Annotated in this window: 26 protein-coding genes and 1 pseudogene; 2 read left to right on the top strand and 25 right to left on the bottom strand. The window is 53.4% G+C overall.

Going from position 1 to position 22,264, the window contains the following annotated elements; genetic code table 11:
- Nucleotides 1-673: pseudogene (locus E0L20_RS24135) on the bottom strand (phage tail fiber protein); the annotation flags it as partial.
- Between E0L20_RS24135 and E0L20_RS24140 the strand changes: the two are divergent.
- Nucleotides 663-890, top strand: a complete 228-nt coding sequence (locus tag E0L20_RS24140; protein ID WP_242673431.1) for a hypothetical protein — start codon at nucleotides 663-665, stop codon at nucleotides 888-890. The pseudogene E0L20_RS24135 and the gene E0L20_RS24140 sit on opposite strands and share 11 nt — an antisense overlap.
- A 131-nt stretch (nucleotides 891-1,021) precedes the next feature.
- Nucleotides 1,022-1,384 carry a hypothetical protein gene (locus tag E0L20_RS23375; RefSeq protein ID WP_165500744.1) on the top strand — a complete coding sequence of 121 codons (363 nt, stop codon included), beginning with the start codon at nucleotides 1,022-1,024 and terminating at the stop codon, nucleotides 1,382-1,384.
- On the opposite strand, the gene E0L20_RS23380 is transcribed toward E0L20_RS23375, so the two are convergent.
- From E0L20_RS23380 to E0L20_RS23490, 24 genes are all read right to left on the bottom strand, one after another.
- Nucleotides 1,349-1,990 carry a hypothetical protein gene (locus E0L20_RS23380; RefSeq protein WP_131635970.1) on the bottom strand — a complete coding sequence of 214 codons (642 nt, stop codon included), beginning with the start codon at nucleotides 1,988-1,990 and terminating at the stop codon, nucleotides 1,349-1,351. The genes E0L20_RS23375 and E0L20_RS23380 overlap by 36 nt on opposite strands.
- On the bottom strand, nucleotides 1,987-2,289 hold the full coding sequence (locus E0L20_RS23385; protein ID WP_131635971.1) for a hypothetical protein: 303 nt from the start codon (nucleotides 2,287-2,289) through the stop codon (nucleotides 1,987-1,989). The genes E0L20_RS23380 and E0L20_RS23385 overlap by 4 nt, the downstream gene beginning before the upstream one ends.
- Nucleotides 2,283-5,819: a TipJ family phage tail tip protein gene (locus tag E0L20_RS23390; protein WP_131635972.1), complete on the bottom strand. Its 3,537-nt coding sequence runs from the start codon at nucleotides 5,817-5,819 to the stop codon at nucleotides 2,283-2,285. The genes E0L20_RS23385 and E0L20_RS23390 overlap by 7 nt, the downstream gene beginning before the upstream one ends.
- Nucleotides 5,820-5,873: 54 nt before the next feature.
- On the bottom strand, nucleotides 5,874-6,140 hold the full coding sequence (locus E0L20_RS23395; RefSeq protein ID WP_062934633.1) for a hypothetical protein: 267 nt from the start codon (nucleotides 6,138-6,140) through the stop codon (nucleotides 5,874-5,876).
- Nucleotides 6,137-6,766 carry a tail assembly protein gene (locus tag E0L20_RS23400; protein WP_131635973.1) on the bottom strand — a complete coding sequence of 210 codons (630 nt, stop codon included), beginning with the start codon at nucleotides 6,764-6,766 and terminating at the stop codon, nucleotides 6,137-6,139. The genes E0L20_RS23395 and E0L20_RS23400 overlap by 4 nt, the downstream gene beginning before the upstream one ends.
- A 32-nt stretch (nucleotides 6,767-6,798) precedes the next feature.
- On the bottom strand, nucleotides 6,799-7,509 hold the full coding sequence (locus E0L20_RS23405) for a C40 family peptidase (RefSeq protein WP_045336364.1): 711 nt from the start codon (nucleotides 7,507-7,509) through the stop codon (nucleotides 6,799-6,801).
- 1 nt (nucleotide 7,510) lies between these two features.
- Nucleotides 7,511-8,266 carry a phage minor tail protein L gene (locus E0L20_RS23410; protein ID WP_131635974.1) on the bottom strand — a complete coding sequence of 252 codons (756 nt, stop codon included), beginning with the start codon at nucleotides 8,264-8,266 and terminating at the stop codon, nucleotides 7,511-7,513.
- The gene (locus E0L20_RS23415; protein WP_131635975.1) at nucleotides 8,263-8,610 is read right to left on the bottom strand and encodes a phage tail protein; all 348 of its coding nucleotides are present in this window, start codon (nucleotides 8,608-8,610) and stop codon (nucleotides 8,263-8,265) included. Before E0L20_RS23415 ends, E0L20_RS23410 begins: the two co-directional genes overlap by 4 nt.
- A 62-nt stretch (nucleotides 8,611-8,672) precedes the next feature.
- Entirely contained in the window at nucleotides 8,673-8,954 is a 282-nt protein-coding gene (locus E0L20_RS23420) for a hypothetical protein (RefSeq protein WP_131635976.1), read from the bottom strand.
- Between the two features lie 114 nt (nucleotides 8,955-9,068).
- Nucleotides 9,069-11,981 carry a phage tail tape measure protein gene (locus E0L20_RS23425; protein ID WP_131635977.1) on the bottom strand — a complete coding sequence of 971 codons (2,913 nt, stop codon included), beginning with the start codon at nucleotides 11,979-11,981 and terminating at the stop codon, nucleotides 9,069-9,071.
- The gene (locus E0L20_RS23430; protein ID WP_032645632.1) at nucleotides 11,978-12,292 is read right to left on the bottom strand and encodes a DUF1799 domain-containing protein; all 315 of its coding nucleotides are present in this window, start codon (nucleotides 12,290-12,292) and stop codon (nucleotides 11,978-11,980) included. Before E0L20_RS23430 ends, E0L20_RS23425 begins: the two co-directional genes overlap by 4 nt.
- On the bottom strand, nucleotides 12,289-12,600 hold the full coding sequence (locus tag E0L20_RS23435) for a phage tail assembly chaperone (protein ID WP_131635978.1): 312 nt from the start codon (nucleotides 12,598-12,600) through the stop codon (nucleotides 12,289-12,291). The genes E0L20_RS23430 and E0L20_RS23435 overlap by 4 nt, the downstream gene beginning before the upstream one ends.
- A 61-nt stretch (nucleotides 12,601-12,661) precedes the next feature.
- A complete protein-coding gene (locus tag E0L20_RS23440) occupies nucleotides 12,662-13,333 on the bottom strand; it encodes a phage tail protein (RefSeq protein ID WP_044865579.1) in 672 nt (223 codons plus the stop codon).
- A 69-nt stretch (nucleotides 13,334-13,402) separates the two neighbouring features.
- Nucleotides 13,403-13,813, bottom strand: coding sequence for a phage tail terminator-like protein (locus tag E0L20_RS23445; RefSeq protein WP_131635979.1), 411 nt, complete (start codon nucleotides 13,811-13,813; stop codon nucleotides 13,403-13,405).
- Nucleotides 13,810-14,394 (bottom strand): hypothetical protein, encoded by a 585-nt coding sequence (locus E0L20_RS23450; RefSeq protein WP_131635980.1) that lies wholly within the window; start codon nucleotides 14,392-14,394, stop codon nucleotides 13,810-13,812. Before E0L20_RS23450 ends, E0L20_RS23445 begins: the two co-directional genes overlap by 4 nt.
- A gap of 1 nt (nucleotide 14,395) precedes the next feature.
- Nucleotides 14,396-14,746 carry a hypothetical protein gene (locus E0L20_RS23455; protein ID WP_131635981.1) on the bottom strand — a complete coding sequence of 117 codons (351 nt, stop codon included), beginning with the start codon at nucleotides 14,744-14,746 and terminating at the stop codon, nucleotides 14,396-14,398.
- Nucleotide 14,747: 1 nt separating this feature from the next.
- Nucleotides 14,748-15,230 (bottom strand): DnaT-like ssDNA-binding protein, encoded by a 483-nt coding sequence (locus E0L20_RS23460; protein ID WP_131635982.1) that lies wholly within the window; start codon nucleotides 15,228-15,230, stop codon nucleotides 14,748-14,750.
- Nucleotides 15,231-15,266: 36 nt separating this feature from the next.
- Entirely contained in the window at nucleotides 15,267-15,566 is a 300-nt protein-coding gene (locus E0L20_RS23905) for an Ig-like domain-containing protein (RefSeq protein ID WP_165500745.1), read from the bottom strand.
- Complete coding sequence (locus E0L20_RS23465) at nucleotides 15,548-16,501, bottom strand: major capsid protein (protein ID WP_131635983.1); 954 nt, start codon at nucleotides 16,499-16,501, stop codon at nucleotides 15,548-15,550. The genes E0L20_RS23905 and E0L20_RS23465 overlap by 19 nt, the downstream gene beginning before the upstream one ends.
- 11 nt (nucleotides 16,502-16,512) lie before the next feature.
- Nucleotides 16,513-17,283, bottom strand: a complete 771-nt coding sequence (locus tag E0L20_RS23470; protein ID WP_131635984.1) for a hypothetical protein — start codon at nucleotides 17,281-17,283, stop codon at nucleotides 16,513-16,515.
- Between the two features lie 80 nt (nucleotides 17,284-17,363).
- Nucleotides 17,364-18,461: a phage minor head protein gene (locus E0L20_RS23475; RefSeq protein WP_131635985.1), complete on the bottom strand. Its 1,098-nt coding sequence runs from the start codon at nucleotides 18,459-18,461 to the stop codon at nucleotides 17,364-17,366.
- Nucleotide 18,462: 1 nt separating this feature from the next.
- Nucleotides 18,463-19,851 carry a DUF4055 domain-containing protein gene (locus tag E0L20_RS23480; protein ID WP_131635986.1) on the bottom strand — a complete coding sequence of 463 codons (1,389 nt, stop codon included), beginning with the start codon at nucleotides 19,849-19,851 and terminating at the stop codon, nucleotides 18,463-18,465.
- A 1-nt stretch (nucleotide 19,852) separates the two neighbouring features.
- A complete protein-coding gene (locus E0L20_RS23485; protein WP_131635987.1) occupies nucleotides 19,853-21,160 on the bottom strand; it encodes a terminase large subunit domain-containing protein in 1,308 nt (435 codons plus the stop codon).
- Nucleotides 21,138-22,127 (bottom strand): terminase small subunit, encoded by a 990-nt coding sequence (locus tag E0L20_RS23490; RefSeq protein ID WP_131635988.1) that lies wholly within the window; start codon nucleotides 22,125-22,127, stop codon nucleotides 21,138-21,140. The genes E0L20_RS23485 and E0L20_RS23490 overlap by 23 nt, the downstream gene beginning before the upstream one ends.
- Nucleotides 22,128-22,264 lie beyond the last annotated feature (137 nt).

A 22,264-nucleotide genomic window follows, 5' to 3' on the forward strand; every position in this document is an offset into this window, starting at 1 on the left:
CAATCTCACCGGTTCCGAAAAGCTTAACAACAGGAGAGGCGCGCTTGATAAAGCCGTTCGTGTCGACAGTGGTGTTTGTTTCCCCCCACCACTTTTTCCACGTGGCCGCGCTTGGATTTGCCGGATCGTATACGCCAGTCCAGATGTTATCCCGATTGAAAGCGAGACCGAACCCAGCTGTCGAATACACAGGGATTGAGACCAGTCCCACAATAGAGTTTCCGCTGCCAACTGGAGCGCCGATGGTAGAGGGGGGAGCCCCATCACCACGTATACGGTAGAGACCGGCACGATAACCATCTGTCAGGCTTGCCAGTTGTGAAGCTAATGATGAGTCTGCCCCAATACCAAAACCGCCGACCTGAATGACATTGCCATTTGAGGTGCCAGCGTCCTTCGTTGCTGATGTTCCTAAACCGAGGTTTGTGCGACTGCCTTCTGCCGTTGTTGCCCCGGTCCCGCCGTCAGCGATTGCAAGCGCACCGTTGCTTCCTTTCTGAGCCAGTTTACCGATGCCGGGAATCGTTACAGGGCTGCCGTTGATAGTAACGGTGATGCTCTGGTTTGCTGAAGTGGTGGCGAAAGTCTCCCACGCGCCAATGTTCTCGTCATACTCTTTGATGAGCTGCGACATGGCCTGTGCCAGTCCATCAACCGAGATAATGTCCGACACAAGAATTCCATACTTCTGTCCGCTCAGCGCCGGGGAAGCGGCAGGCGTAACCGTCATTGACGTGGCGCTGTTCACGGATGAAATCTGGAACAGCTGCACCGGGTTAGACATCACGATAATCGTCTGGCCAGCGCGAACCTGGCTGGCGGGTGCCGTCCAGTTTGTGCCGGTGCCGGTTGCGGTATTTCCGTTAATAGCGATGGTGCCGGTGTTATAAAGCATGAACTACCTCACGATAATAACGATCGTTAAAAGCGATCAATCATGTAAAATTGATCGCTCGTATCAATCTGACTATTTTTTAAACTCAAATAAAATGGAAGTTCTCGCATAAACAGGAATGTTGAAATGAAACTTTTATTTGCTGCAGCGCTTTTGCTGTTGGCTGGATGTACGAACAAACACACAGATAACGCATACCAGATGGATTACCCGGTTGATGCCGCTCGTTTATCGCTGGGTGGGGATATCCACGTAAATATCGACTGTGTCACCAGAGAGGTGAAAGTTATTTCAGACAGTAGCAACGGAATATTCAGCCGTCATATTAATAAACGATTGAGTAATATTTGCTATAAAAAAACGGATAAGCTCGACATTGTTTATCGATTTAATTCAGCAAAGGGCGTGAAACAAGATATGATCGCAACTCACTTCCCGCGCGTTCCTCCCGTATCAAATTCCAACAAACTGAGCGATGGGGATTCTTAACCCTCGCCCCTGAAACGTCTGGCTCCAGTTGCGCTGATTTTTTGATATATATCTGCCCTGCAGCTGTGAGCCAGTCCATTTGAGCACCACACCTGAATACCCGACAACCGTACCATCGTCGCTGAGATTCCCCGGGCAGTTGTTTACCAGAATCCAGGGGTTGAAGCTTAAACTGACTGAAAAGGTATTGTTCTGCAGATCATAATTCGCTGGTACGTCAAAGAAACCAACTACTCTCGGCATCTTAGAGGCTGATGCAGCACTCCAGATAAGGCTGCCAGCACTATCAAACACATCGAGATAGCCGCTCTGGATGCCAATATTTCGCGCTGTTCGGATCATGCTTCCAGCATTATCTTCCAGCATATCAGCACCAGGAAAACCATATTTGTTCGTACCCAGCTGCAGCCACCTTAAGCGCCCGTCATTCCAGAATGCCTGAGGAGTGCTGCCGAGTGTACTGCCATTACCAAACGGGCTATCAACACGGTAAAAGCCTTTATCGGTTACAGCACCCAACGCGCGCTGATCATAAAAGAGGGTTGACCTGTTTTGTGAATCCACTACCAGTTTTCCGGCGCTGTTGTAAACCTCGAATCCGCTCATTGAAAGTTGTAAACCTCGACATTGAGTGTGATTGCAGTACTTCCACCGGTGGGAAGATAGTAGAGGGTAAAACCGCCGTTATAAGCGCGGCAAAAGTACTCGTTTACAGACACGCCGGTTGAAACGATTGTGACAAACGTCCCGTCCTGCGTTGCACCAGAAAAAGCGACATTTTTTGACGTCTCTCCTGAAGCAAGCGAAACCGTTGCGCTTCCCATGAAACGGATCGCGTAATCGCTTAAATCCACTGCAACCCGCCCTGCACTATCCCAGCATTGCAAACCCTGTGGCATTACCATAACCCCATTCTGACGCGCAGCACGTTGTTGCTGTCGTAGATACGAATGAGAGTGCTGGATATCAGCATCCTCCCGCCCCCGGCCACGCCGTTAATTTCGAACGTCCCTCCCTTATCAAGCTTCCAGCCTGCAGAACCAGCCACATAGTTATTCGACTGGATATAGTTGCCGATTTTGGCGTTCTCAATGGTGCCGTCCTGGATGAAGCTGGCCCGGATGAATGTCTGCCCGTTCTGGATCACGAACGGCAAAGCCACGCTGTTTCCGGCTGCCGTGGTGACGGCAAAGCGATCAGCCAGGAAGATAACCTGCGACTGCATGCCAGATGGCGTATTCTCAACGCCGATACCCATCCCCGCAGCGAAATACTGCCCGTTGCTGGAAACGCCAACCTTGATGTTATACATCGCGCTGAGGTCACCATTTACGTTCGCTATTGCCTGAGCGTTAGTTGTGATGGCTGAGGTATGTCCGTTCACCGTCGCCGTTATGCCGTTTATCTGCGTGGCCGTAGCCTGCTGATAGTCGGAGAACGTCTGGTTCAGGCTGTTGATGGATGCCTTGTTGCCGTTAACGTCCGTCTGCAGACTCAGCAGCGAGCGCGCCGTTGCCTCCCTGTCGTTGACTATCACTTCATCAATGCGGTCCAGATTCGCGCTGTTGCCGGCGACCGATGCAGACAGGGTTTTACGCGCAGCCACCTGCGCCAGCCCGTTCTGGATAATGGCAATGGCTGAGTTCTTGACCCCGCCCGTCATGCCGTCCATAGAAACGCTGATGTTGTCAATTCGCTGGCCCAGGGCGGTATCAGCCGTCGCAACGGTCTGCTCAAGCTGACTGAGTGAAGACGAAACATTCCCGACCGTGCTCGAAAGCTCATTAACGCTGGTCTGAACCTTCCCGACGTCCTGGGCATTTTTGGCGATATCCTTCGCCTGCTGCTCCAGTTCGTCGTTGGCCTGTTTGATATCGTTAGCCATGCCAACAATTTTTTCGTTGCTGTCCACCGCGTTCTCAATCAGGTCTTTGAAGGTATCCGAGTCTTTAATCTCCTCCAGGATCACATCGGTGATGTCAGACACATCGATACTGGCCTGACCGCGCACCCATTCTGTGTAACCTGATTCGTTGCCGCTACGGTCCACCAGCTGCGCGCGGTACCAGAAAATCTGCCCAGCCTTAAGGCCCATCTGCTGATATTTGCGCTGCGGGTAAGGCACATCGGCCAGCAGCATCGCATCGTCTTCGGTACCGGTCAGGCTGTACTGAATTTCAGTCTTCAGCGTGTCGTCGGTATTCGCGGGGAATCCCCAGTTCAGCTCGATACCGAATACCACGTTTTCAGAAGCGATGAAGCCGACCGGCTTCGGTGGATTGCCCACTTTCCCCGTCAGTGTTTTCTCTTCTGAATAGCCCCATTCGGACGAGATTTCTGCGGCATTGATTGCGCGCACGCGCACCAGGTAGCGCCCTGCATAAATCCCGGGGACGTCGAATGACGTGGTGGAGCTGCGAGGCACGTTAACCCAGTTCCCGTCGTTGCGGCGCCATTGCGCTTCATAGGCGATAGCGTTCTGCGCCTGGTCCCAGCTCACGCGCATCGTTTCGACGCTGATATTTTGCTGCACCACAGAAAACGAGCTTATTACGATGTTCGCAGGCGGCGACTGGTTGCCCGGCGGGATCACGCTCACCGGTCGCTGGTCAATGATGGCTCCGGTATCAATGCGATCGAATTTATCCGGATCGTGATTTGCACCGACGATTGTGAACGTGCCGTCATTATTATCAGTTACCGTAATAACGCGATACTGCTGTGCGTAGAGCTCATCAGACTCAATGACCCATACGGCCTCAGCCACAGGCGTTTCGCTATAAGCGGTCGTAACGGTCACTTTATTGCCCGTAATCGACTGAATGGTGCGTGACTGTGAAACACCCGATGGAAGATTGACAATCATCCTGTCGGCTGCCGAAGCATCCGGCGCCCTGTCCAGTGTCAGCACGCGACCATTCACCGCAGAGATACGGCCGCCCAGGTCGCGCCCAGAGAGATTTCGGTCCGCTACAGCGATTACATAGCCAGGCTGCGGAATGTTGCCATCTTCCCCTACATTGAAAGTAACAACGCGATCTTTGTTGTTGGTGAGGATCCCCCATCGCCCTTTCCGATTCGCTTCTGACTGGCGGGTACAGCCGATCGCAGTTATCTCAAGTTGATTAAACCCATAACGCGCAACCAGCGACTGCTCAAAAACAGGCTCCATCGCATCAGAATAAGCGTTATCAGGATCAGACCAGGACACCAGCGCATTGGTGTAACGGTTCTTTGTGGTGCTGCTGGAATAGGTAAAGCGCCCATCAATAACGTTCGCATGCGTGTATGTAAAATCAACATCTCTCGGCATGTCCGCCAGCGCCACAATCTGGTCGTCGCCCCAGTAGGTCATCCCACGGAAGATGGCAGCAAAATCACGCAGAACGGTATAAGCGTCGTTGCGTTCCTGAATGTACACGTTGCAGGTATAGCGTGGTTCGGTACCACTTCCGCCTTTGCCGTCCGGTACCATTTGATCGCAATACTGTGCAACCTGGTAGAGCGTCCATTTATCTATGTTGGCCGTTGTAAGACGATCCCCAAGTCCGAAACGGTCGCTAACCACCAGGTCGTAGAAAATCCATGCAGGGTTATCGGTCCAGGCCCATTTAAATGTCCCAGCCCACGTACCGCTATACGTACGGGTCTCGGGATCATAAGTATCCGGAACGCGGATAACGCGGCCGCGGGGCTCGCAGGAGATCTGCGGGATAGAGCCGTTAAACTGGCTGGAATCGAATTCGATGTAGAGCAGCGCAGTGTTTGGATAGCGTAACTTGGCGTCAATCACCTCCGTGAAGCTCTGCAGCGTCATCGTGTCGCCGATCTTCGCGCTGTTTGCATCAGAGGTAATCTTACGCAGTCGGATTGTCCAGGTGCTGCCAGCCTGAGGTAAATCGATACGGTGGCTGCGTTCGTAACCTGATGTCGTTTTGCCGGTCACGCTGGTATTGAGTACCGTCTGCCATGTGCCGCCGTCCGTCTGCAGGTCAATCGCATAATTAACCGAGTAACCGACCAGATCGCCGTCGTCCTCCTGTTTGAAAAGCGAGGGCCATTTCAGACGCAGGCGAACAGCTGAAAGCTGCGTATTGGTGAACGTGCGCGTCCACGCTGTTTCGCTTGATACCTCGGTTCCCACGCTGATTTCGTTTTCGGTGCCGGGTATGCCCTGAATATATTTTTGCGCCTGCGTTCCCGCGCGAAATTCCCACGTGACGCCGCTGAAGTTTTGGGAGCCGTCAGCATTCTCCAGAGCCGTTCCGTCCAGGTAGATATCTTTCGCCGTCAGCTGCCCTGCAAATTCACCCTCCCCCAGTGCAACGAGGATTTTTGCCTTTGCTACAGATTGCAGATCATCAGGCTGTTCGGTAGGGGTACGGGAACTGGAGCTTCCGCCCTTGCGGCCTTTTATAGCGATTGCAGTTGCCATATTGCGCCCATAAAAAAAGCCACCCGAAGGTGGCTTATTTCTGAAGAAAATTAGTTAGATGTTTGTTTCGCTAAATGGGTTTACAAAGTCAGCTTCAGCTTTGAAAAACGGACAATCGCTTGAAGTCGTTACTGATACAGGAAGACCGTTATCTTCAACGTCATATAGCTTGGAATATTTATCAGAAACCTTTCCTGAAAAATTCTCGCGGCAAATAACATCTTCACCACGTGTTACTGTCACTTTCGCACTCCCACCGATTAAAATGCCTTCATCGACTCGCTGTAGGCCTGAAATAGTCATTCTCAAGTATTTTTTCATTGTTGATCCTCGACATAAATCCCGGCAGAAATAATCGCGCCGCCGATTCGCCGGCGGCCATAAAGAAGTGGTACCGGATTCCCCTGGGCTGTCGTGTTTGTTACTCCACCAAAGGCGTAGCTGGCTTGGTTATCCGCAGATTGCTTACTGGCGAGCCCGGTTGTCTGTGGAGAAAGCATCTGGACTACGCCGCCGATCGCCATTGATGCCCCAATCCCCGCCACAGCGCCCCAACCACCAGCGAAAGCGGTACCACCAATCCCAATCGCGGCCCCTCCCGTGACGAACGCAGCAACAGCGACAAGGGCAACCCCGAGGATTGTCTGAAACACCCCGGCTCGCTTACTGCCGATGATCACCGGCGCGATGCGGATTTCCTCTGTGCTCCTGTCCATAATGAGCTCATCGTTTAAGAGGTTTCGTTTCCCGCTGAATACCGCATAAGTTAAACCTCGTTGCTTACTGGTATTCAGGAAACGCTCAAAACCCGGCACGATAACGCTCAGGGCGCGGATGGCCTCTTTAGGTGAAGCTACTGATAAACGATATTCACGCCCGAAAGTGGCGCCTAGCACGCCGTACAATCGAATTGTGCGGACCGGCTCAACATTGAGTAATGCAGCCATTTTTCCCCCATAAAAACTGCCACAGGCGGTTATCAGAAACAGTCTTTAAAGCGCAGTATTTTCATTGTGCGCTCACGCCAGTAACCGCCATAAGGTACGCGCTGGCTCAGATGCCCATAAAGGTGATGCAGTAGCATGTTGCCTTCCAGCAGAATCCCCGCATGATTCCACTTATCAGCCTGAACCTGCATGATCACCATATCGCCAGGTTTTGGCGGCCCGTCGAATTCACGGAATCCGCACTCATACCAGCAATCCTGATAGAAGTTGTCCGGGTAGTCGTTTTCCCACCAGGGATAATCGACCCGGTAATCGTGAAGCTCTATCCCGTGCGTTTGCCGGTAATAGCTCATCACTAGACCCCAGCAGTCGAAGTGACCAAGCACAAACGGGCGCTCCAGCAGCGGCAGTTCTCCACGCGGCTGGATGGTCCGTAAATCTCCCTCCGGCCAGCTCACGATATGCCAGGGTAAAAGGGTTGCATCGCATTGCGCTTTATCCAGCTCGCTCGGTTGCGTCGTGGCATCCGGGTGACTGTGAGCGATGGCGATCACCTTCCCCCAGTCTTCTGCAGCTGCATAGTCTTCGGGGCAAAGTACAAAATTGTCCTCCGGCGCCGCGGCAAGATTCCGGCACGGGAAATAACGTTCAACACGGCTTTTCTGCGCCACCACGCCGCAACACTCGCGAGGATACTCAGCTGCAGCATGAGCCATAATCGCATCGATGGTTTTCTGACGCATATCAGCTCCTGATCAAAGACGTGCCAGGGAATCCACCGAACGGCAGTTCGTTGCCGTCTCCATGCCTGAGCTTACAGGCCGTAAGCGTGCCGTTGCATTCGTCCAGAGAGGGGTCACTCACCGGGTTGTTGTTTTTATCGAAATAGCGGGTTCCGGCATAGTCGCAGCCGTCGCCGGTGCGATATTTATTCCGGATACACCAGGTACACAGAGAATGAAGTTGACGGGTAGGGATCATCTTTCCCTGTAACGACATCGGGCTATCCAGTACGAATTCGATACTCTCGCCCGGAATTTCGCTGGCTTTGCTATCAATGTAAAAAACTCGTTTTCTGACCTGTTGCGGATCTGCTGTTGCGTTACCTGCAGGGAAGTTCTTCGCATCGAGATAGTGCGAATAGGTGTCATGGATAGTGACTTTCGCCTGTAGCATATCGTCATAGGCAAGGCACAGCGCTGTAATCTTGCTTTCGATATCTGCAACCGTCAGCGTTGGCTGGGCGCTGTTGCCTTCTGTGGATGCTTCAAGCCCTTCAATTTGATACGGCCAGGCGGCATATTCTTCCCCCTGCCACCATATGCTTTTCGCTTCCAGCTTTGATTCATCACCACCAGCGGCGGTGATTTCTTCTTCCGTGTGCGGGAGGTTGTACGCGTGAAATCGCAGTACATCATCCACGCCGAACGTAGAGCCATCAACTTCGATAAGCCGGACTTTATTGCCGGGCTCAAGGCTTTGATAGTCTGCTGTGATCATGGTGCGTACGCCTGTTTGAATGTTGCGGAAATGGTCATAACATTGCTGGATAAGGGCTGTGATTTGATTGATTCGGCCTCAATCCGATAGAGCCCTGTTTCGCCAACGGGCGATGTCCAGATAAATGACTTTGTGACGTGAGAACGAAAGAACTTCAGGGCCTGAAGCATGTCCGCTTTTTTCCCCGTCAGTGTGACAGGCCATGACTGCTTTTCAGGGTTAATGCCTTCCCCGGCGATCTGCTCATAGCCGTCGCCAAAGGTTGCAGAGCGCGTTTTAAGGCTAAACGCCCCTTCCATTCCCGCCTGTATCTGTGTTCGCCAGGTGAACGTTTCGATTGCCATGCTATCTCCGAGCATAAAAAAACCCGCCGAAGCGGGTTTAAAATAAAACTTAAAAGAGGTTATTAATTCCGTCGTCCCATTTCATCACGCATGAAATCAAGATTAGATTTAAGAGGGCTAGCTTTATTCTTACACTTGTCCAAATTTTCAGCTATTAGGTTCAGCTCTTCAGAACTGTTTGGATACTTCTCCAATTCCATCACGCTCATGCTGGCATGAACAGCATCTGCACCGCAGTTAACAAGTTGCTTGTTATATTTGAACATCGCCCATTCGACACCTGCTATCGTCACCGGCACGCCCAACACAAAACCAATTAACCAAATAGCAATTTTTGCTTTCACTGAACAACTCCATGAAAAATGCTTGTAGAGTGTTTTATCGGCCAAGGACTAGAACAACCTAGCGAATTTACGCGGTTTTACGCGCATTGATTCATTGGATGGTCGTTTTGCCTTCTAACGTGATTTTGTTGCATTCCAGATCAAACCACCTGGTTGGAGTTGCCTCGCAATCCCTGCACGCACTGACTGGTCAATGGTCTGTTTATAAGCCCGAGAAATAGCATCATTATTACCGGAAGTCTGCTGCTGAGAGTTCTGGCTTTGAACTACCACAGACGTTTGAACTGAAACGCCACCAGCTGCATTGGATTGCAGACCATACATCGGGGCGTGGCCAACATAGCCGCCGTTAGCATACCCCTGAGCTCCACGCATAAGTGCATAGAGGTTGCCGATACCCAGTGCACTGGTCGCTTCCTTCGTAAACACAAACTCACCGCCGTGAACCACGCCTTTCGGTTGGTACTTACCACCATCACCGGTGTAGCCACCGCTATCGAATCCCGGCACCAGACCGCCACCAGAGAAACCAAAAAACGCCCCGATACCAGTTCCACCAAAGGCTGACTTCATTCCATTAATTAGAGCCAGTTGCGTCAGCATCTGGGCGATGCCTTTCAGGAAAGTAGACAGGAAATCAGAGAAGTTAGATTTACCAGTAGTAAAAAAATCAGTGAGCGTGCTGGCCATCCCGGTGAACGCATTGCTGGTAATCGTCTGCACCTGCGAGTAAACATTGGTCGCGCTGTCTTCAAATTCAGCCCAGCCCTTTTTCGCGCCGGTCAGCCAGTCAGCGCGTAGCTGATCTTCAGCATCATAGTAATCGTTAGCTGCCTTAAGCTGTTTCTGATATCCCTCTTCATCCAGCGAACCACCAGTATTTTTCCAGCCGGCGGCGAGCTGACTCTTTGCCAGTTCACGTTGTGCCTGACGGTCACTCATCCCTGCACCGTTCACTAATGCAGCCTGCTTCTCTGCCATCTGCGTGACGTATTTCTGCGAGGTATCCATTCGCTTGTTCAGCTGTTCCTGTGCGGTAATCTGATCACCTAACAGGGCTTTCTGCCGTGCCAACTGAAGCACCTGGTCTTTACTCGCCAGTAGGGATTGTTCCTGCTTTGTCAGTGAACGTGAACGCGAGGCCTCCTCCAGCACCTGAAATTTCGCTTCAGTCGTCCACAGATCTTTGCGCTGCTGGCTGATAGTGTCGTGCAGCCCTTTATGCTGCTGCAGCGCGCGTAACTGTGCCTGAAGCACCAGTAGCTCGGTCTGGGCAGCATCCGTGCTGCGATCGCCAGCCGATAAAGTGCCCTGCTTTCCGGTTTTGGTCTTTTTACCAAAAGAAGCGACTCCTTCCCGATCCTTCTGGGTGGTTGCGGTACTTATCTTTCTGGTCGTATCGAGGTACTTACCTGCACTGATATCAGCCGCATCCCAGTCTTTTTTCAGCTGAGAAACACTGTCGCCATAAGCGCCGGCCATTTGCTCGTTGTAGTCCTGCCATCCCTGCAAAATATCTGTTTTCGCCCAGTCAGGAACGAGGTTAATCGCGGCAGCGATAGAGGAAGAAATGATCTGGTTCAGCTTCTGGAAAACGATCGCAACGCTGTAATAAATTGCGTTGAATTCCTTCAGTGTGTTTGATGCCAGCTCAGCTACCCACTGACCGATACTCTGCATGGCCTCAGACGCCCAGCCCTTGATATCCAGCCACAGGCGACCAAACGGCGTCAGCGAGTCGTAAACCTGTTCTCCACGTTTTGCCATCGTATCGCCAAACAGGTCCATAGCATGCGTAACTGCCGCGGTCTGGTCCTTTTGCTTAACCAGATCGTCAATATGCTTAAGTTGTGAAACTGTCAGAAAATTATATTGTTCGTTGAGACTCTGCAGCGCTTTAACAGGGTCTTTTTCGATGTCCTTATAGGCTTTGGTGATGTCCTGCGCCGAGACTATACCGGTCTGAACTGCCAGCGCCGTGGAGCCCGCTGCTTTTTCAAGTTGCTGCTGTGTCAGCGATCCCATGCCAACCAGCTCAGTCATCAAACTCTGAACGGTTCCTACAGTCGCGCCAGTAGAGGCAGCAATAGACTGGGAGGAAGCCATGATCTGAAGCGCTGACGTGCCGGCAATATTGCCAGTCCTGATAATGGCCTTGTTGATTTCGTCGTAGGCGGTGAAGTAGTCCGATCCCGCTTTGGCCGCAATCAGTACAGCGCCAGCCAGGCCACCAATGGCCACTCGGGCAGGAGTCACCATCGACAACATCGCTTTCAGCGCATTGCCTACACCGCCAAACGAGTCACGGAGCTGACCGCCCTGCTGAATAGCAACCATATAAACCGGCATACCGGAAGCCAGTGAAGTCACAATGTCGGTCATTTGCATCGGGAGATAACGCATAGCATTGCGATATTGGCCCGCGCTGATAGCCCCAGACTTCCATGCTTCTTCCTGCTCTTTCAGCTTTGCGATCATTGGTGCAGCACGATCGGATACGCCGAGTTGGGCAGCTTTTAGCTCTAACAGTTCTGCGCGCGTTTTTCCGATTGCTGTGACCTGCTCCTCCAGCGAATCGATAAAGGTTTTGCCCGCTGCAGCTGCCCGCTGCGCTGCCTGAGCCTGCTCAATGCGAGCCTGCCCCTCTGCGGTCTCAGACTCCATTACCTGTGCCAGTTTTGCCCGCGTTGTCTCAAGCACACTGTTGTAACGAGTAAAATCCTCGTCTCCCACCAGCCCTTTACCACGAAACTTCGCCAGGCTCTCCTGGATAGTGTCCAGCTCATCCAGCGCCTTGTTTACCGGACTAATTTTATTCAGTAGGTTCTGCAGTTCCTGACGCTGCTGCTTCAGGCTTTCGCTGTTCTTCTTCTGGTTATCGATGCCGGTGCGGAACGTACTGTTCAGGTCATCCGCTTTACCTGCAGCGGCGGTCGCGGTCTCCTGAAAGCGATCCAGTGCCTGGTTACCACGCTCCAGCTCAGTGGTATTTACGCGCAGGGAAATCGTGGCGATATCGTTACTCATTCCGCCCTCTCTTTATGCATAACTTTTAGTGCGGCGCTCTCCATGATTCGGATGTCCGAAAGCGCGGTTGCCTCGTCGTCGACGTGGTGCAGGCGCATCACCCAGGGAAGCACGTTGTAATCAAGCCCTGATGCACCTCCCATGCCCGTGCGCCACTGCGTGCTGACAGCCTGAAACACCAGGAATGAAGGCCATACATCTGGCCAGACGTCGATGTACTGATCGTCGTAGTCATCCGGCGTAAGCCCATAGGGCGCCAGGTCTGCCGCTGTGGGTTCAGGCGTATAGAATGCGGAGGCAACCGCTATCAGTTTTTTTCGCGCTGCCCCATCAGTTCGCGATAGTAGGTTTCAGGGATAGCCTTCATCGCCGCCGGATAGTTTTCCAGCAGCACCGACAGGTTTTCTGCGTTGAATGTATCGGGGAGCGCCCAGCCAGAAATGATTTCCATCAGAAAATCAGTGGCGGTTTTGCCTTCAAATTTTTCCAAATCAGCCAGCTCTTTAAGTGGCTTATGATTGAAAGTGAAGGTCAGTACACCATCTTCATCGCCAGCGCGCGGGATCGAGACGTTGGCCTTGAAAGTTGGTTTGGGCTGAAGGGTGAATTTAGTCGCCATCGTTGCCTCTTAGTAAAAAAAAGCCTCCATGGAGGAGGCTCAGATTCTCGTTATGCCCGGCTTATGCCGCGGCGCCTGTGATTTTATAGAACGTCATCGCTGGCGATTGCAGGTTCAGCACGACGCTTACCGTTTCGACCTCGTTCACCGCCGTGGTAGGCGTGTCGTCAAAAGATGCCGTGGCTGCCCAGTAACGGTTCTCTTTCGCCTTCGGCACGTACATGTAAGCCGCCACGGTCTCTTCGTCTTCGTCCAGCTGGCGCAGCAATGGATATACCGGGAGCGTGGAGTCATGCGCGATCGAGTAGGTCTGAGAGACTGCGGATTTATAGGTGTTCAGGTTGCGCTGGCGATCATCGCTGAGGAACTGAATCTGCGTGGTGTTCTGATCACCACCAGATTTCGATACCTCAGTGATTTGTGGCAGCTCGGTCCATTCTTCAATTTTGCGAATAGAGCCGGAACCGCCGCCCGCCGCGTATTTGTTTTTGTTTGTGGTATTGATGTTGCGAAGAGTGACAGCATTCTCCGCAATCGCGTCGATTTTCGCGATAACGTTATCAATACCCGACCAGTTGCAGTTCACGTGAACGATATCGCCGACCGCGATATCGTCTGCGGCGCTAACGGTGATCACCGCGTGCTCAGCATTCGTCGCCCCGGTGAAAGTAATGGCCGGGCCGTAGCCCGACGCCAGATAAACATGAGCGCCGTTAGGCAATGCAAAGCCCATAATGGTTACTCCTTTAGAAACGGGAAAACCGGCTCAAGGCCGGTCAGTTGTGGGACATCACAGAGGGAATCAGTTGGTAATGTCTGCCCGATAATTCAGGCTGACAGGAACGGTGTAGGACACAGGTGTAGGGACGCCGCGGAATATGCCAGGCGCGCTGCTAATCCAGCAGGTAAAGTCTTTGCCTGCAATTTCCTGCCCCTCGGGGAACAATCCCGCCACTCTGCCCGCCAGGGCAACGACGGAGGTACGGCCGGAGCCGGCTGGCGCCACGACATTAATCTGGTACACGCCAGAATAAGTCCGGCAGCGCAAGCCGAGATCGATTGTTCGCGGCGTAACGGGCATATCGTGAACGGCCAGGTACATCTCGTTAGCAGGAGGTGTAAACGGCGCGTTCTCCCATGCAACCGAAATGCCCTCGGCATCAGCCCAGGTACCCAGTCTGGCGGCCAGTGCAGATGCAATATCAGGAATCACTTAGTCACCTCCCTGACAGCTTCCTCAAAGAAGCGTTGAAACTCAGCTGCAGTTATGCGGACCATACCGCCCGGAGCTTGTGTGGAATGCCCCATTTCAAGCGGGTAGGCATAGGGCACGTTGTTGCAGAAATAAATGGCCTTCATCCCGACTTTGAAGAGCGACAGCGTGTAGTTCCCGGCCGCTTTTGTCAGGTCGCCGGTCTTGTCTATTCGCCCTGTCTCGTCAGTCGTTGGCGCATCAAAGGACACCTGCCAGTTACCGCGAAAGCGTCCGCCCGTATACCCCGGCGGTGCTTTGATATCCATCCCATCCACCACCCGGGCTTTTTTCTTCAGTCGCCCGGTTTTGGTCAGGTTGTCGGGATTGGCGCGCTGCGCTTCGTTATGGTCGTAAACAGCGCGATTATAGGAAACGGCTGTCTGGTTAACTTCCCACAACTCCGGGTTGCCCACTGGGGACATCACCACCAGCTGGTTAAGAATTTTGATTCCGACTACGCGCACCACTGCTTCCTGATTCGTTTTCGCCTTGTTAACGAAAGCCGTGATTTCTGCCAGGAAAGCCGCGTTCTCGCCCATGCTAAGCCCTCAGTTGCGCTTTGTAGCAGAGCACCAGCACGGCAGGTTTTGCCGGGTTCGGTTTGACAACACGGTAGGCTGTGCCGTCAATATCAACCACATCACCGATTTTAATTTCCTGCTCTGCCGTAAAAACGATCTGCACGTCGCCGTTAACGATGACCGTTCCATCAATTTCGCCTGGCGCGTATTCGGTCTTCACGCCCAAAGCAGTAAAACGGACCTCTTCAGTTTTATGCTCAACGCCGCCGATAACCATTACCGAGCCTTTACGGGTGACGTTGTACGTCGCGCCGTTCTGCCTGAGCATGCGGGTCGTTCTGGCCTGCATACGTTGGTAATCAATCGCCATATCAGGCCCTCTCAGCAAATGCATTAATGGCGTAACCACGACCACCAGCAAGGTCGCCCAGCAGCGCCATAACGGCAGGATAAGACGGCGTGAAGACTTCGCCATCTGCGACCGCGTAGGTCATGGTTACAGCACCTTCCACACGTTCAGTTTTCACAGCGGCTTCGCGCACGCTGGAGAGTAAATCGCCGTCGATTGCCTCTACCGCCAGCATGCACTGCGCGCTTATAACCTGCCGTGGAACTTCATCCGGCGGGAAATCATGTTCATCCAGAACGGCATTCACGCGTGGCCAAGCCAGAGCCTGTCTCGGGTCAGCTTTTGAACCAACCCAGTCCAGCCCCTCCAGATAATCCATTGCCTTAATCAACAAAGGTGTGAGTTTGTCAGGCAGTTCAATGCCGCGTATTGCCGCAAACGAGGAAAGATCCTCTTCACTGGCGTAGCTGTTGGCATCAGGAGAGGTGATATCGGTATTGATCATCGAATCATCCTGTTTATGGGGCTTTCGCCCCATTCGTTATTCTCCGGCAGGCGCAGTGAAGGTGATCTCATCAGTGGTTTTCGCCACTCCCTCAACCGTGCCGGTTACCGTGAAGGTGCCAGCAACGTCTGATGTGAGTTTCACCGTTGCACCACCAGCAGAGCCTGTTTGCGAACTGGCCGTGCTGAGCGTGCCACCTGTGGACGTCCACGCGACGGTTTTACCGGATACTCCGGAGCCATTCAGCGTGTACTTCAGGGAAATGGTGACCGCATCGGTGCTGTCAGCGGTTGCGGAGGTTTTATCCGCTGACAGCGTTACTCCCCCGCTGCGGATCCCAGTTTAATCAGTACACCAGCCGTCGATTTGTTGCTGGTGAAGTGCTTCTTCCAGTTACCTGCAGTGCCGATTTTGGTCAGGTCCGGGTTGTCGCCTTTGGAGGTATCCCAGCTGTAACCCAGCAAATCGACATTCACAACGCCTTCAGCACGGTAGCCGATCGCCAGGTTTTCCTGATCGTTGATGTCGTAGGAACGGAATCCCGGCGCCTGCGACTCGGTGACGGTGACCGCTCCGGCCACCAACCCAAGAATCGCATCCGCGTCCATGGTATCGGTCACCAGCACAGGTTTACCCAGGGTGCCTGGCTGGCCACCGTAGACCACCACTCCCGCTTCTTCATAGATTTTGTTGGCGATCGCCTCATCCACGATGTCGAAGTAAGTGGCGGAGTGCATCACGAACAGGACCACGCGGTTAAACTTGTCCCCGTATTTTCGCAGGCCGCGCGTGAGGGTCTTCTTGCCGTCTGTTTCGATATCGGCGTTGACCACCATATCCGCGTTGGCGCCAATAGCTGCCGTCAGCGCCTTCAGGCCATATTTCACGTAGCCTTCCAGCGTCGCGTCAGCCACATCAGTGCCGATCACTTCGGAGAACTCGTCAACCGAGCGGCCGCGGCGTTTGAACGCTTCTTCGGTAGTTTCGTATGGACCGTATTTCCACGGCGCTTTGACGGATACAGCTTCACCGGCGCCAATCTTCTTACCCGTCACCTTTTCGGTGGAGTTAACGTCACGCGATTCGATTGAGCCGCCCACTTTGTAAAAGGCTCGCTTGCGGAAATCGCCTTCAATCAGCTCGTTATCCAGCAGGATCGCACCGTTGGAGGACGCGTTGAAAATTGCCAGGTTGTCCTGGCGGCGCTCGAGGAAAGCGGTCTGCGCCAGATCGTCATAAATGATCAGGTCACTATTAACAGTGGTTGACATGGGTTAATTCCTTATTTTGGAAGTTTGAGGAAGGCCTGCTGGCCATGCTTGCGGATATAGTCCGCTTTGTCGCTGGCGCTCATTTCGGAACGTTTGAGGCTGCCACCACCGTTTGGCTTGTGTCCGCCCGCGCCAGTGCCTTCTGCACGAGGGAACAGATGCGGAGCCGTCTCCTTGAGAGACTCCGCCCATTCGAGTGGACTCAGTGGGGTTTTGCCGTCTTTACCGAACAGAACATCGCCATTTGCATCAACTGCTACGGCCTCGCCTTCGTCGTTGAGCTGGAATGTGCCTTTGGCACGCAGAATCAGATCGTCAGATGCTTCCGGCAGAGCACCAGCTTTTGACGCTGCTGCACGGATTGCATCGCCCAGAACTCGATCCCGGAATTTGTTGGAGAACGCTTCGGCTTTGTCCGCGCGTTCATTTGCGGCTTTGATTTGCTTATCGACGTCAGCACGCAGACGCTCGGTGCGCTTATCGAGCACCTCATCGATTTTTCCGGCGGCAATCAGCTTTGCCTCTTCGTCGTCGGAAAAACGCTGGAGGATCCCGCGCACTGCATCAGGATCGATACCATCAAAGCGAGACAGGTTTTCTTTTTGCTGTTTAATGGTGCCCAGCAGCTCAGAGTTTTTTGATTTCAAGCCAGTGACTTCGCTGGTCACGCGCTCATCAATCAGCTTCTGGATTTCAGGAGTGATTTCGATACCACCACCGCCGCCGCCCTCACCGCCGCTTTCAGGTGCGTAATATTTCAGAAGCATGTTTCGAATTAACATATTTTCCCCTCGGGATTTTGCCGGGCCTCGCCCATAAAAAAGCCCCGGCGGATGCCAGGGCGTGGAGTAAGATGTGATTGTCAGTTGTCTGTGCCTGAGAGCTGCTTCAGACGTTCCAGGCTGATCCATTCGCCTTTGTCAGTGAACATATCAGCCAGGTCGATTTCACCTGCGCGGAACAGACGGCCGCGCTCGGCACCCAGAACCTGATCCTGTCGTTGAGCTGGCTGACGTTCGAGCCATTCCAGATACGAGGTTTTTCCCGGTACCTGTCCATCCATGCTGGCACGAGTCCCCTCGTCCATCTCGTCGATATTGATGCCGAGTTCGCGCCATGATTTGAGAATCAGGGTTTCAGTAGAACGACAGCAGAAATGAATCTTCCCCGGTCCCTGTAGGTAAGGCACCTTATGCCCGACCGGTTTGTTATCCAGGGTGTAGCGCAGCAGGTCACGAATAATGCAGTCGTGGCTGGTTTTATTGTCCAGCGTAGACAACCACTGCTTACCTTTCACGATATCGCTGTTGGCACTGGTGAAGCTGTTGCGTGCTGTGGCAGCCAGATGATTCACGGCTGTTTTAGCGATGCTGGCAGCGTTTGCCCTGCTCATCTGCAGCGCGCCGTCGCGATAATCTTTATTGGCGTGGCCGCGAACATTGCGCGCGATAGTCTCTACAGTGTCGCCGGCAAGATACCCCCTGCGGACGGCATTCATGATTCGCGCCAGCCTGTCCGATTCCAGATTATCCGCCCACTCACTCAGTAGCCTCCCCTGAAAGGGTTGCGCCATCGCCGCGGCATACACCATATCGGCGGTGATGCCCTGCAGCGGATAGTGAGACAGGACCTGTGATGGCAGAAGGGAATCGAACAGGCTCAGCTGATAACTGGCTTCGTTCTTTGCCAGCGCCACCAGCTCATTTTCGAGCCCTGCCTGCATGGACGCTACGGCTTGATGGTTAAGTTCGCGCACGCTGCCCAGTAAACTCTCCAGACGGTTAACGGTGAAGCTCTCCGGCGGCAATCTGTCCAGCGCATCGAGCAGGCGGGCCGACAGATCCGCGTCCGTCTGGTTAAGCAACTTCACCATCCGGTTTGCCACACCGGTGGCGTAGCGGCTTAACCAGACGGAATGTGCGATCGACTCATCGCGAAGTCTTTCGTTTACGGTTGCCATATCAGCCCCCGGTCAACGTTGGTGCCTGATTTCGAAGCGCATCAATAACCTCGTCCGGGCTGTCAGCCGGGTCAATGAGATCGAGCTTCTGTAGTGCTCGAATCATATCGCTATCGCGCAGCGCACCGGACTGCCAGGCGTTGACGATTGCCGTCACCATGCCAGACTCAGCAACCTTCGCGATGAATTCCTGATTGATGGTGTAACTCGTCGTTTCGTCCTTGATCCCCAAGTATTTCGCACACCAGCTAAGCGCCAGCGTATAGGCCTCAGAAACGTTCGAAACGCAGATACCGAGCACCGATGTGGAAGATGTTTGTTCCCCGCTCGCCTGGGTAGCAGTTTTCGCCGTGGCGTTCTGCTCAATCAGGCGGGCGCCCAACTGCACCATGTAATCGCGTTTGCTGTCCATGGCCTCTTTAGCCAGCATGTTGGGCTGTGCCTGGGCATAGCCAAACGAGCCCTCCTTAGGAAGTAAAAGCGGTGATCGGGAACCAATTTTCACGCCCTTCTTCTCGAGGTGATCGCGCCAGCCGGTATCGAGCCCAGTCATGTACGGCTGCACCTGGCCACAGAACCACACGCTGTCCTCATAGTCAGCACTGTTTCGGTAATGGCCGTGGTTTAACTCCACCAGCGCAGCAAGCGGAGAGTCATCAATAGTGGGATCGTTGTTCTGAGCGCCGACGAAGGTAAACGGAATTTCATCCCAGTAGTCCTTTCCTTTAGGCTTCGGATGATATTCGCTGTCGACGGTGTAGGTTCCGCTTGCGGTGCCACCAGCCCGGCGCCACACCCGGCAGATGAATCGCCCTTCTCCCAGCGCCAGTTCGCGGTACTGGATTTCATCCTTATAAGCGTAACCATCCGGCTCTTCTACGCATTCGCGCAGGACCACCAGCACCAGTTGATCGCGCCCGTTGATACGCTTCTTCCGCCAGTTAATGATGTTCTCTGCCGGGTAGCGGAGGATGATTGCTTCATCGGATTCTGCAGCGTAATCGACGTAAATGCCCTCTCGCGCAACCTCCAGCACGTTCTCGGTCACCAGTTGCGACTGCTGATAGATGCTGGTACCGGCCCCGTCAGCATTGTCCAACAGATATTTCAGCTTTTCAGGACCCTTAAACGTGGGGTCCTTGCGATATGCCATCCCAAGCATGCCGATCTTCGTATTACCGGCAATGGCGTAGAACACAGCGCGGCTCAGATAATCTTCGTTGCGTTTGCGGTTACGCGTGGATTTATCAGTTGGGTCGAGATAAGGTAGATATTTATTACCCGCCGCTTTTACGGCCTCAGCCCCTTTGCAAAAGTCCCTGTATTTCCGCCAGGCAGCAGAAGCCGCCCGGTGTTCTGGTCGAACCCAGGTGATGTCGTCGTTTGCCATATCAGAAAGTGGTGTCCATGGTGATTGAGTATGCCGGTTTCACGATCGGGTAATCCTTCACGATGAAGTACCCACCAGCATCATTGGGGTGATCGTTATCAGCTGATTTGTCCGGTTCGCCATTGACCGCCCAGATCTGCTGCTCGAGGCTCTCGGTATAAACCGGGCAGTTTTGCACGTTAACCAAATAGCGGCGCTCGCCGTTGGCGTTGCAGAACATGGCGTTCATCGAGTTGATGCGGTCTTTAACCGGCGGGTTGGCATCATCAACGATGACGCTGAAGCCGGCATCGTTAAGCTGAGCAATATCGGTCTTGCTGGCGTTCTGGGATTTACGGGAATCGCCTGAGGCATCCGGATAGATGTAAATCTCCCGGCTCTTTACGTAGCGACCGTCCTCATAGCGCCAGAACTCTTCCTGAATGCGCTTAATCATCGCCGGCGTGTCGTAGACCTTCACGAGTTCACGAACCGCACGCGGTAACCCGTTCCTCTTTACGTGAACTATTGCGGCCATTTTTCCTACGTTGAAGTCCATACCAATGAAGAGCGGATCCCCATCCTGAATCTCGTCAGTACAGTTATTCAGCTTACGGTTGAACGTGTGGTAAATGGTCCCGCTATTGAGGTTCGTGAACTTCCCGCGCAGATAGGCCTGAATCAGTTCATCAGGATAAGAGCTCAGCAACGACGGGATGTAATCCGAGGGCAGGTTCTTCGCATTGTCGAACGTGCTGGCCTGAATCAGTCCATACAGGGCCGCGAGCTCCGGCTTTTCACGCACCGCCTTCACGAACTGCTGGTAGACGAACTTGAACCCTTCTGGCGTCGTCGTTACATCAATGCCATTACGTAGCCCATCAACCTTGTAACGCATACGAGCGATGATTTTTCGCCAGGCTTGTTGCGCTTTGGCTGCTGCCATGACGTCCAGCTCATCCACCATCGCGTTACCGATTTTAAAGCCGACTATCGAGCCGGGCTTCTCCATCGAGCGGCAGATTGTTGTCCCGCGGTACCGTCGCCCCTCGTAGAAGTGAACCTCTTTGTTCCCCTCGTTGATTTTGACGCTCAAGCCCCAGTCAAAGGCCACCTCTTCAATCGTCGGGTAGAAGATGTCACGGATCTGCGGGTACGTCGGCGCGAAATAACCCTGGTTGATTTTAGGGTGCTCCCACATTCCCTTACAGATGCCGCCACAACCCACCCACGTCTTACCGGAACCGAATCCGGCAACATAGGCTTTGAATTTGTGCTGCATCGCGAGGAAGCGCGCCTGAGGAATGTTAAGTGTCGGGCTGATCCCCATCGTCTGCCCTCGCATCCACTACGTTGATATTGATTTGAACAGGGGTTGGCTCGTCGTCCTCACCATCAGCGGCCAGCTCCTTGCGGAGTTTCTCGACCTCAAGCTGCCGGCGTTCGATTTCAATCTGCTGCAGGCGCTGGGCGAACTCGCTATCAGCCAGGCCCAGGCGCTTCATTACCGCCTCGAACATTCTTTCACGGCTGATTGCGGTTATCTCGACGCCATTCTTGCCGACCTTAATGCCGGAGTATGCGAGCCGTGAGACTTGAGGGAGTTTCCGGGTGTCCGGGAAGTAAGGCTGGCCAATACCATCGCCGTTGCAGCGCGGGCATTCAGGGTTGGGCTCTCTGTTGTGGTCATAGCCGTAACCACCGGAATCTTCAGGTTCACGTCTGTCACGTTCAACAGCCTCGAGCCTCTTCTCTTCGAACTCAACTGCATCGCGCCACTGGTAGTGGTGACCGAATCCCCAGCAATAACGACACGCACCGCGGCGATATTGCGAAAGCTGGTTAGCATCGAAGGTGGCCAGTTGCCACATCTGCGCGAGGACTTCATCAGCACCGCCAAGCGTGCGCACAATGGACGCTTTTTGCTGCTGCGCAACGGCATGCGCAACTGTAGTTTTCTGAAGGAGTTGATAGCCGATTTGTTCAGCTGATTTTTTGCTGTAGCCAGCCCGGATAGCTGCCTGTGTGGCATTGCCATCCTTCAGGTATTCTGCGACAAAGCGTCTTTGCTGTGTCGTTAACCCATCATCATCCACCAGCTCATCGGCGCTTTTATCCTTCTGCGCAGCACGCAATTTTTGCTGCGCAGATTTTTGCGCAAAGGGTTTCTTGATGTATCGGCGGGCAGTAGCGTAATTCAGTCCCTGCGCTTTACACCATTCCTTTGGTGATACGCCGGTTGCGGCATGGTCGGACAGGAACCGTTGCTGAAGCTCGCCCCAGTCCGGTTTTGCCATTGTTTACTCCAATAAAAAAAGCCACCAGCCAATGCCAGTGACTTAGGATTGTTGTGGTGCCGAGTACTTACTGCAAACGTTAAATAAGCTTGATTTTGATACTATAACCCTGGAGGCCAGACATAGTTTCTATAGGA

The organism is Enterobacter wuhouensis, from assembly GCF_004331265.1.
GTDB lineage: Bacteria > Pseudomonadota > Gammaproteobacteria > Enterobacterales > Enterobacteriaceae > Enterobacter > Enterobacter wuhouensis.

Bases quoted from the DNA above. Each gene is read 5' to 3' on its own strand.
- E0L20_RS23490 (WP_131635988.1), bottom strand. From the start codon at position 22,127: ATGGCAAAACCGGACTGGGGCGAGCTTCAGCAACGGTTCCTGTCCGAC.
- E0L20_RS23385 (WP_131635971.1), bottom strand. From the start codon at position 2,289: ATGGTAATGCCACAGGGTTTGCAATGCTGGGATAGTGCAGGGCGGGTT.
- E0L20_RS23470 (WP_131635984.1), bottom strand. From the start codon at position 17,283: ATGTTAATTCGAAACATGCTTCTGAAATATTACGCACCTGAAAGCGGC.
- E0L20_RS23455 (WP_131635981.1), bottom strand. From the start codon at position 14,746: ATGGCGATTGATTACCAACGTATGCAGGCCAGAACGACCCGCATGCTC.
- E0L20_RS23450 (WP_131635980.1), bottom strand. From the start codon at position 14,394: ATGGGCGAGAACGCGGCTTTCCTGGCAGAAATCACGGCTTTCGTTAAC.
- E0L20_RS23395 (WP_062934633.1), bottom strand. From the start codon at position 6,140: ATGAAAAAATACTTGAGAATGACTATTTCAGGCCTACAGCGAGTCGAT.
- E0L20_RS23405 (WP_045336364.1), bottom strand. From the start codon at position 7,509: ATGCGTCAGAAAACCATCGATGCGATTATGGCTCATGCTGCAGCTGAG.
- E0L20_RS23390 (WP_131635972.1), bottom strand. From the start codon at position 5,819: ATGGCAACTGCAATCGCTATAAAAGGCCGCAAGGGCGGAAGCTCCAGT.
- E0L20_RS23485 (WP_131635987.1), bottom strand. From the start codon at position 21,160: ATGGGGATCAGCCCGACACTTAACATTCCTCAGGCGCGCTTCCTCGCG.
- E0L20_RS23475 (WP_131635985.1), bottom strand. From the start codon at position 18,461: ATGGCAACCGTAAACGAAAGACTTCGCGATGAGTCGATCGCACATTCC.
- E0L20_RS23410 (WP_131635974.1), bottom strand. From the start codon at position 8,266: ATGATCACAGCAGACTATCAAAGCCTTGAGCCCGGCAATAAAGTCCGG.
- E0L20_RS23460 (WP_131635982.1), bottom strand. From the start codon at position 15,230: ATGATCAATACCGATATCACCTCTCCTGATGCCAACAGCTACGCCAGT.
- E0L20_RS23465 (WP_131635983.1), bottom strand. From the start codon at position 16,501: ATGTCAACCACTGTTAATAGTGACCTGATCATTTATGACGATCTGGCG.
- E0L20_RS23480 (WP_131635986.1), bottom strand. From the start codon at position 19,851: ATGGCAAACGACGACATCACCTGGGTTCGACCAGAACACCGGGCGGCT.
- E0L20_RS23440 (WP_044865579.1), bottom strand. From the start codon at position 13,333: ATGGGCTTTGCATTGCCTAACGGCGCTCATGTTTATCTGGCGTCGGGC.
- E0L20_RS23435 (WP_131635978.1), bottom strand. From the start codon at position 12,600: ATGGCGACTAAATTCACCCTTCAGCCCAAACCAACTTTCAAGGCCAAC.
- E0L20_RS23380 (WP_131635970.1), bottom strand. From the start codon at position 1,990: ATGAGCGGATTCGAGGTTTACAACAGCGCCGGAAAACTGGTAGTGGAT.
- E0L20_RS23400 (WP_131635973.1), bottom strand. From the start codon at position 6,766: ATGGCTGCATTACTCAATGTTGAGCCGGTCCGCACAATTCGATTGTAC.
- E0L20_RS23375 (WP_165500744.1), top strand. From the start codon at position 1,022: ATGAAACTTTTATTTGCTGCAGCGCTTTTGCTGTTGGCTGGATGTACG.
- E0L20_RS23415 (WP_131635975.1), bottom strand. From the start codon at position 8,610: ATGGCAATCGAAACGTTCACCTGGCGAACACAGATACAGGCGGGAATG.
- E0L20_RS24140 (WP_242673431.1), top strand. From the start codon at position 663: ATGTCCGACACAAGAATTCCATACTTCTGTCCGCTCAGCGCCGGGGAA.
- E0L20_RS23425 (WP_131635977.1), bottom strand. From the start codon at position 11,981: ATGAGTAACGATATCGCCACGATTTCCCTGCGCGTAAATACCACTGAG.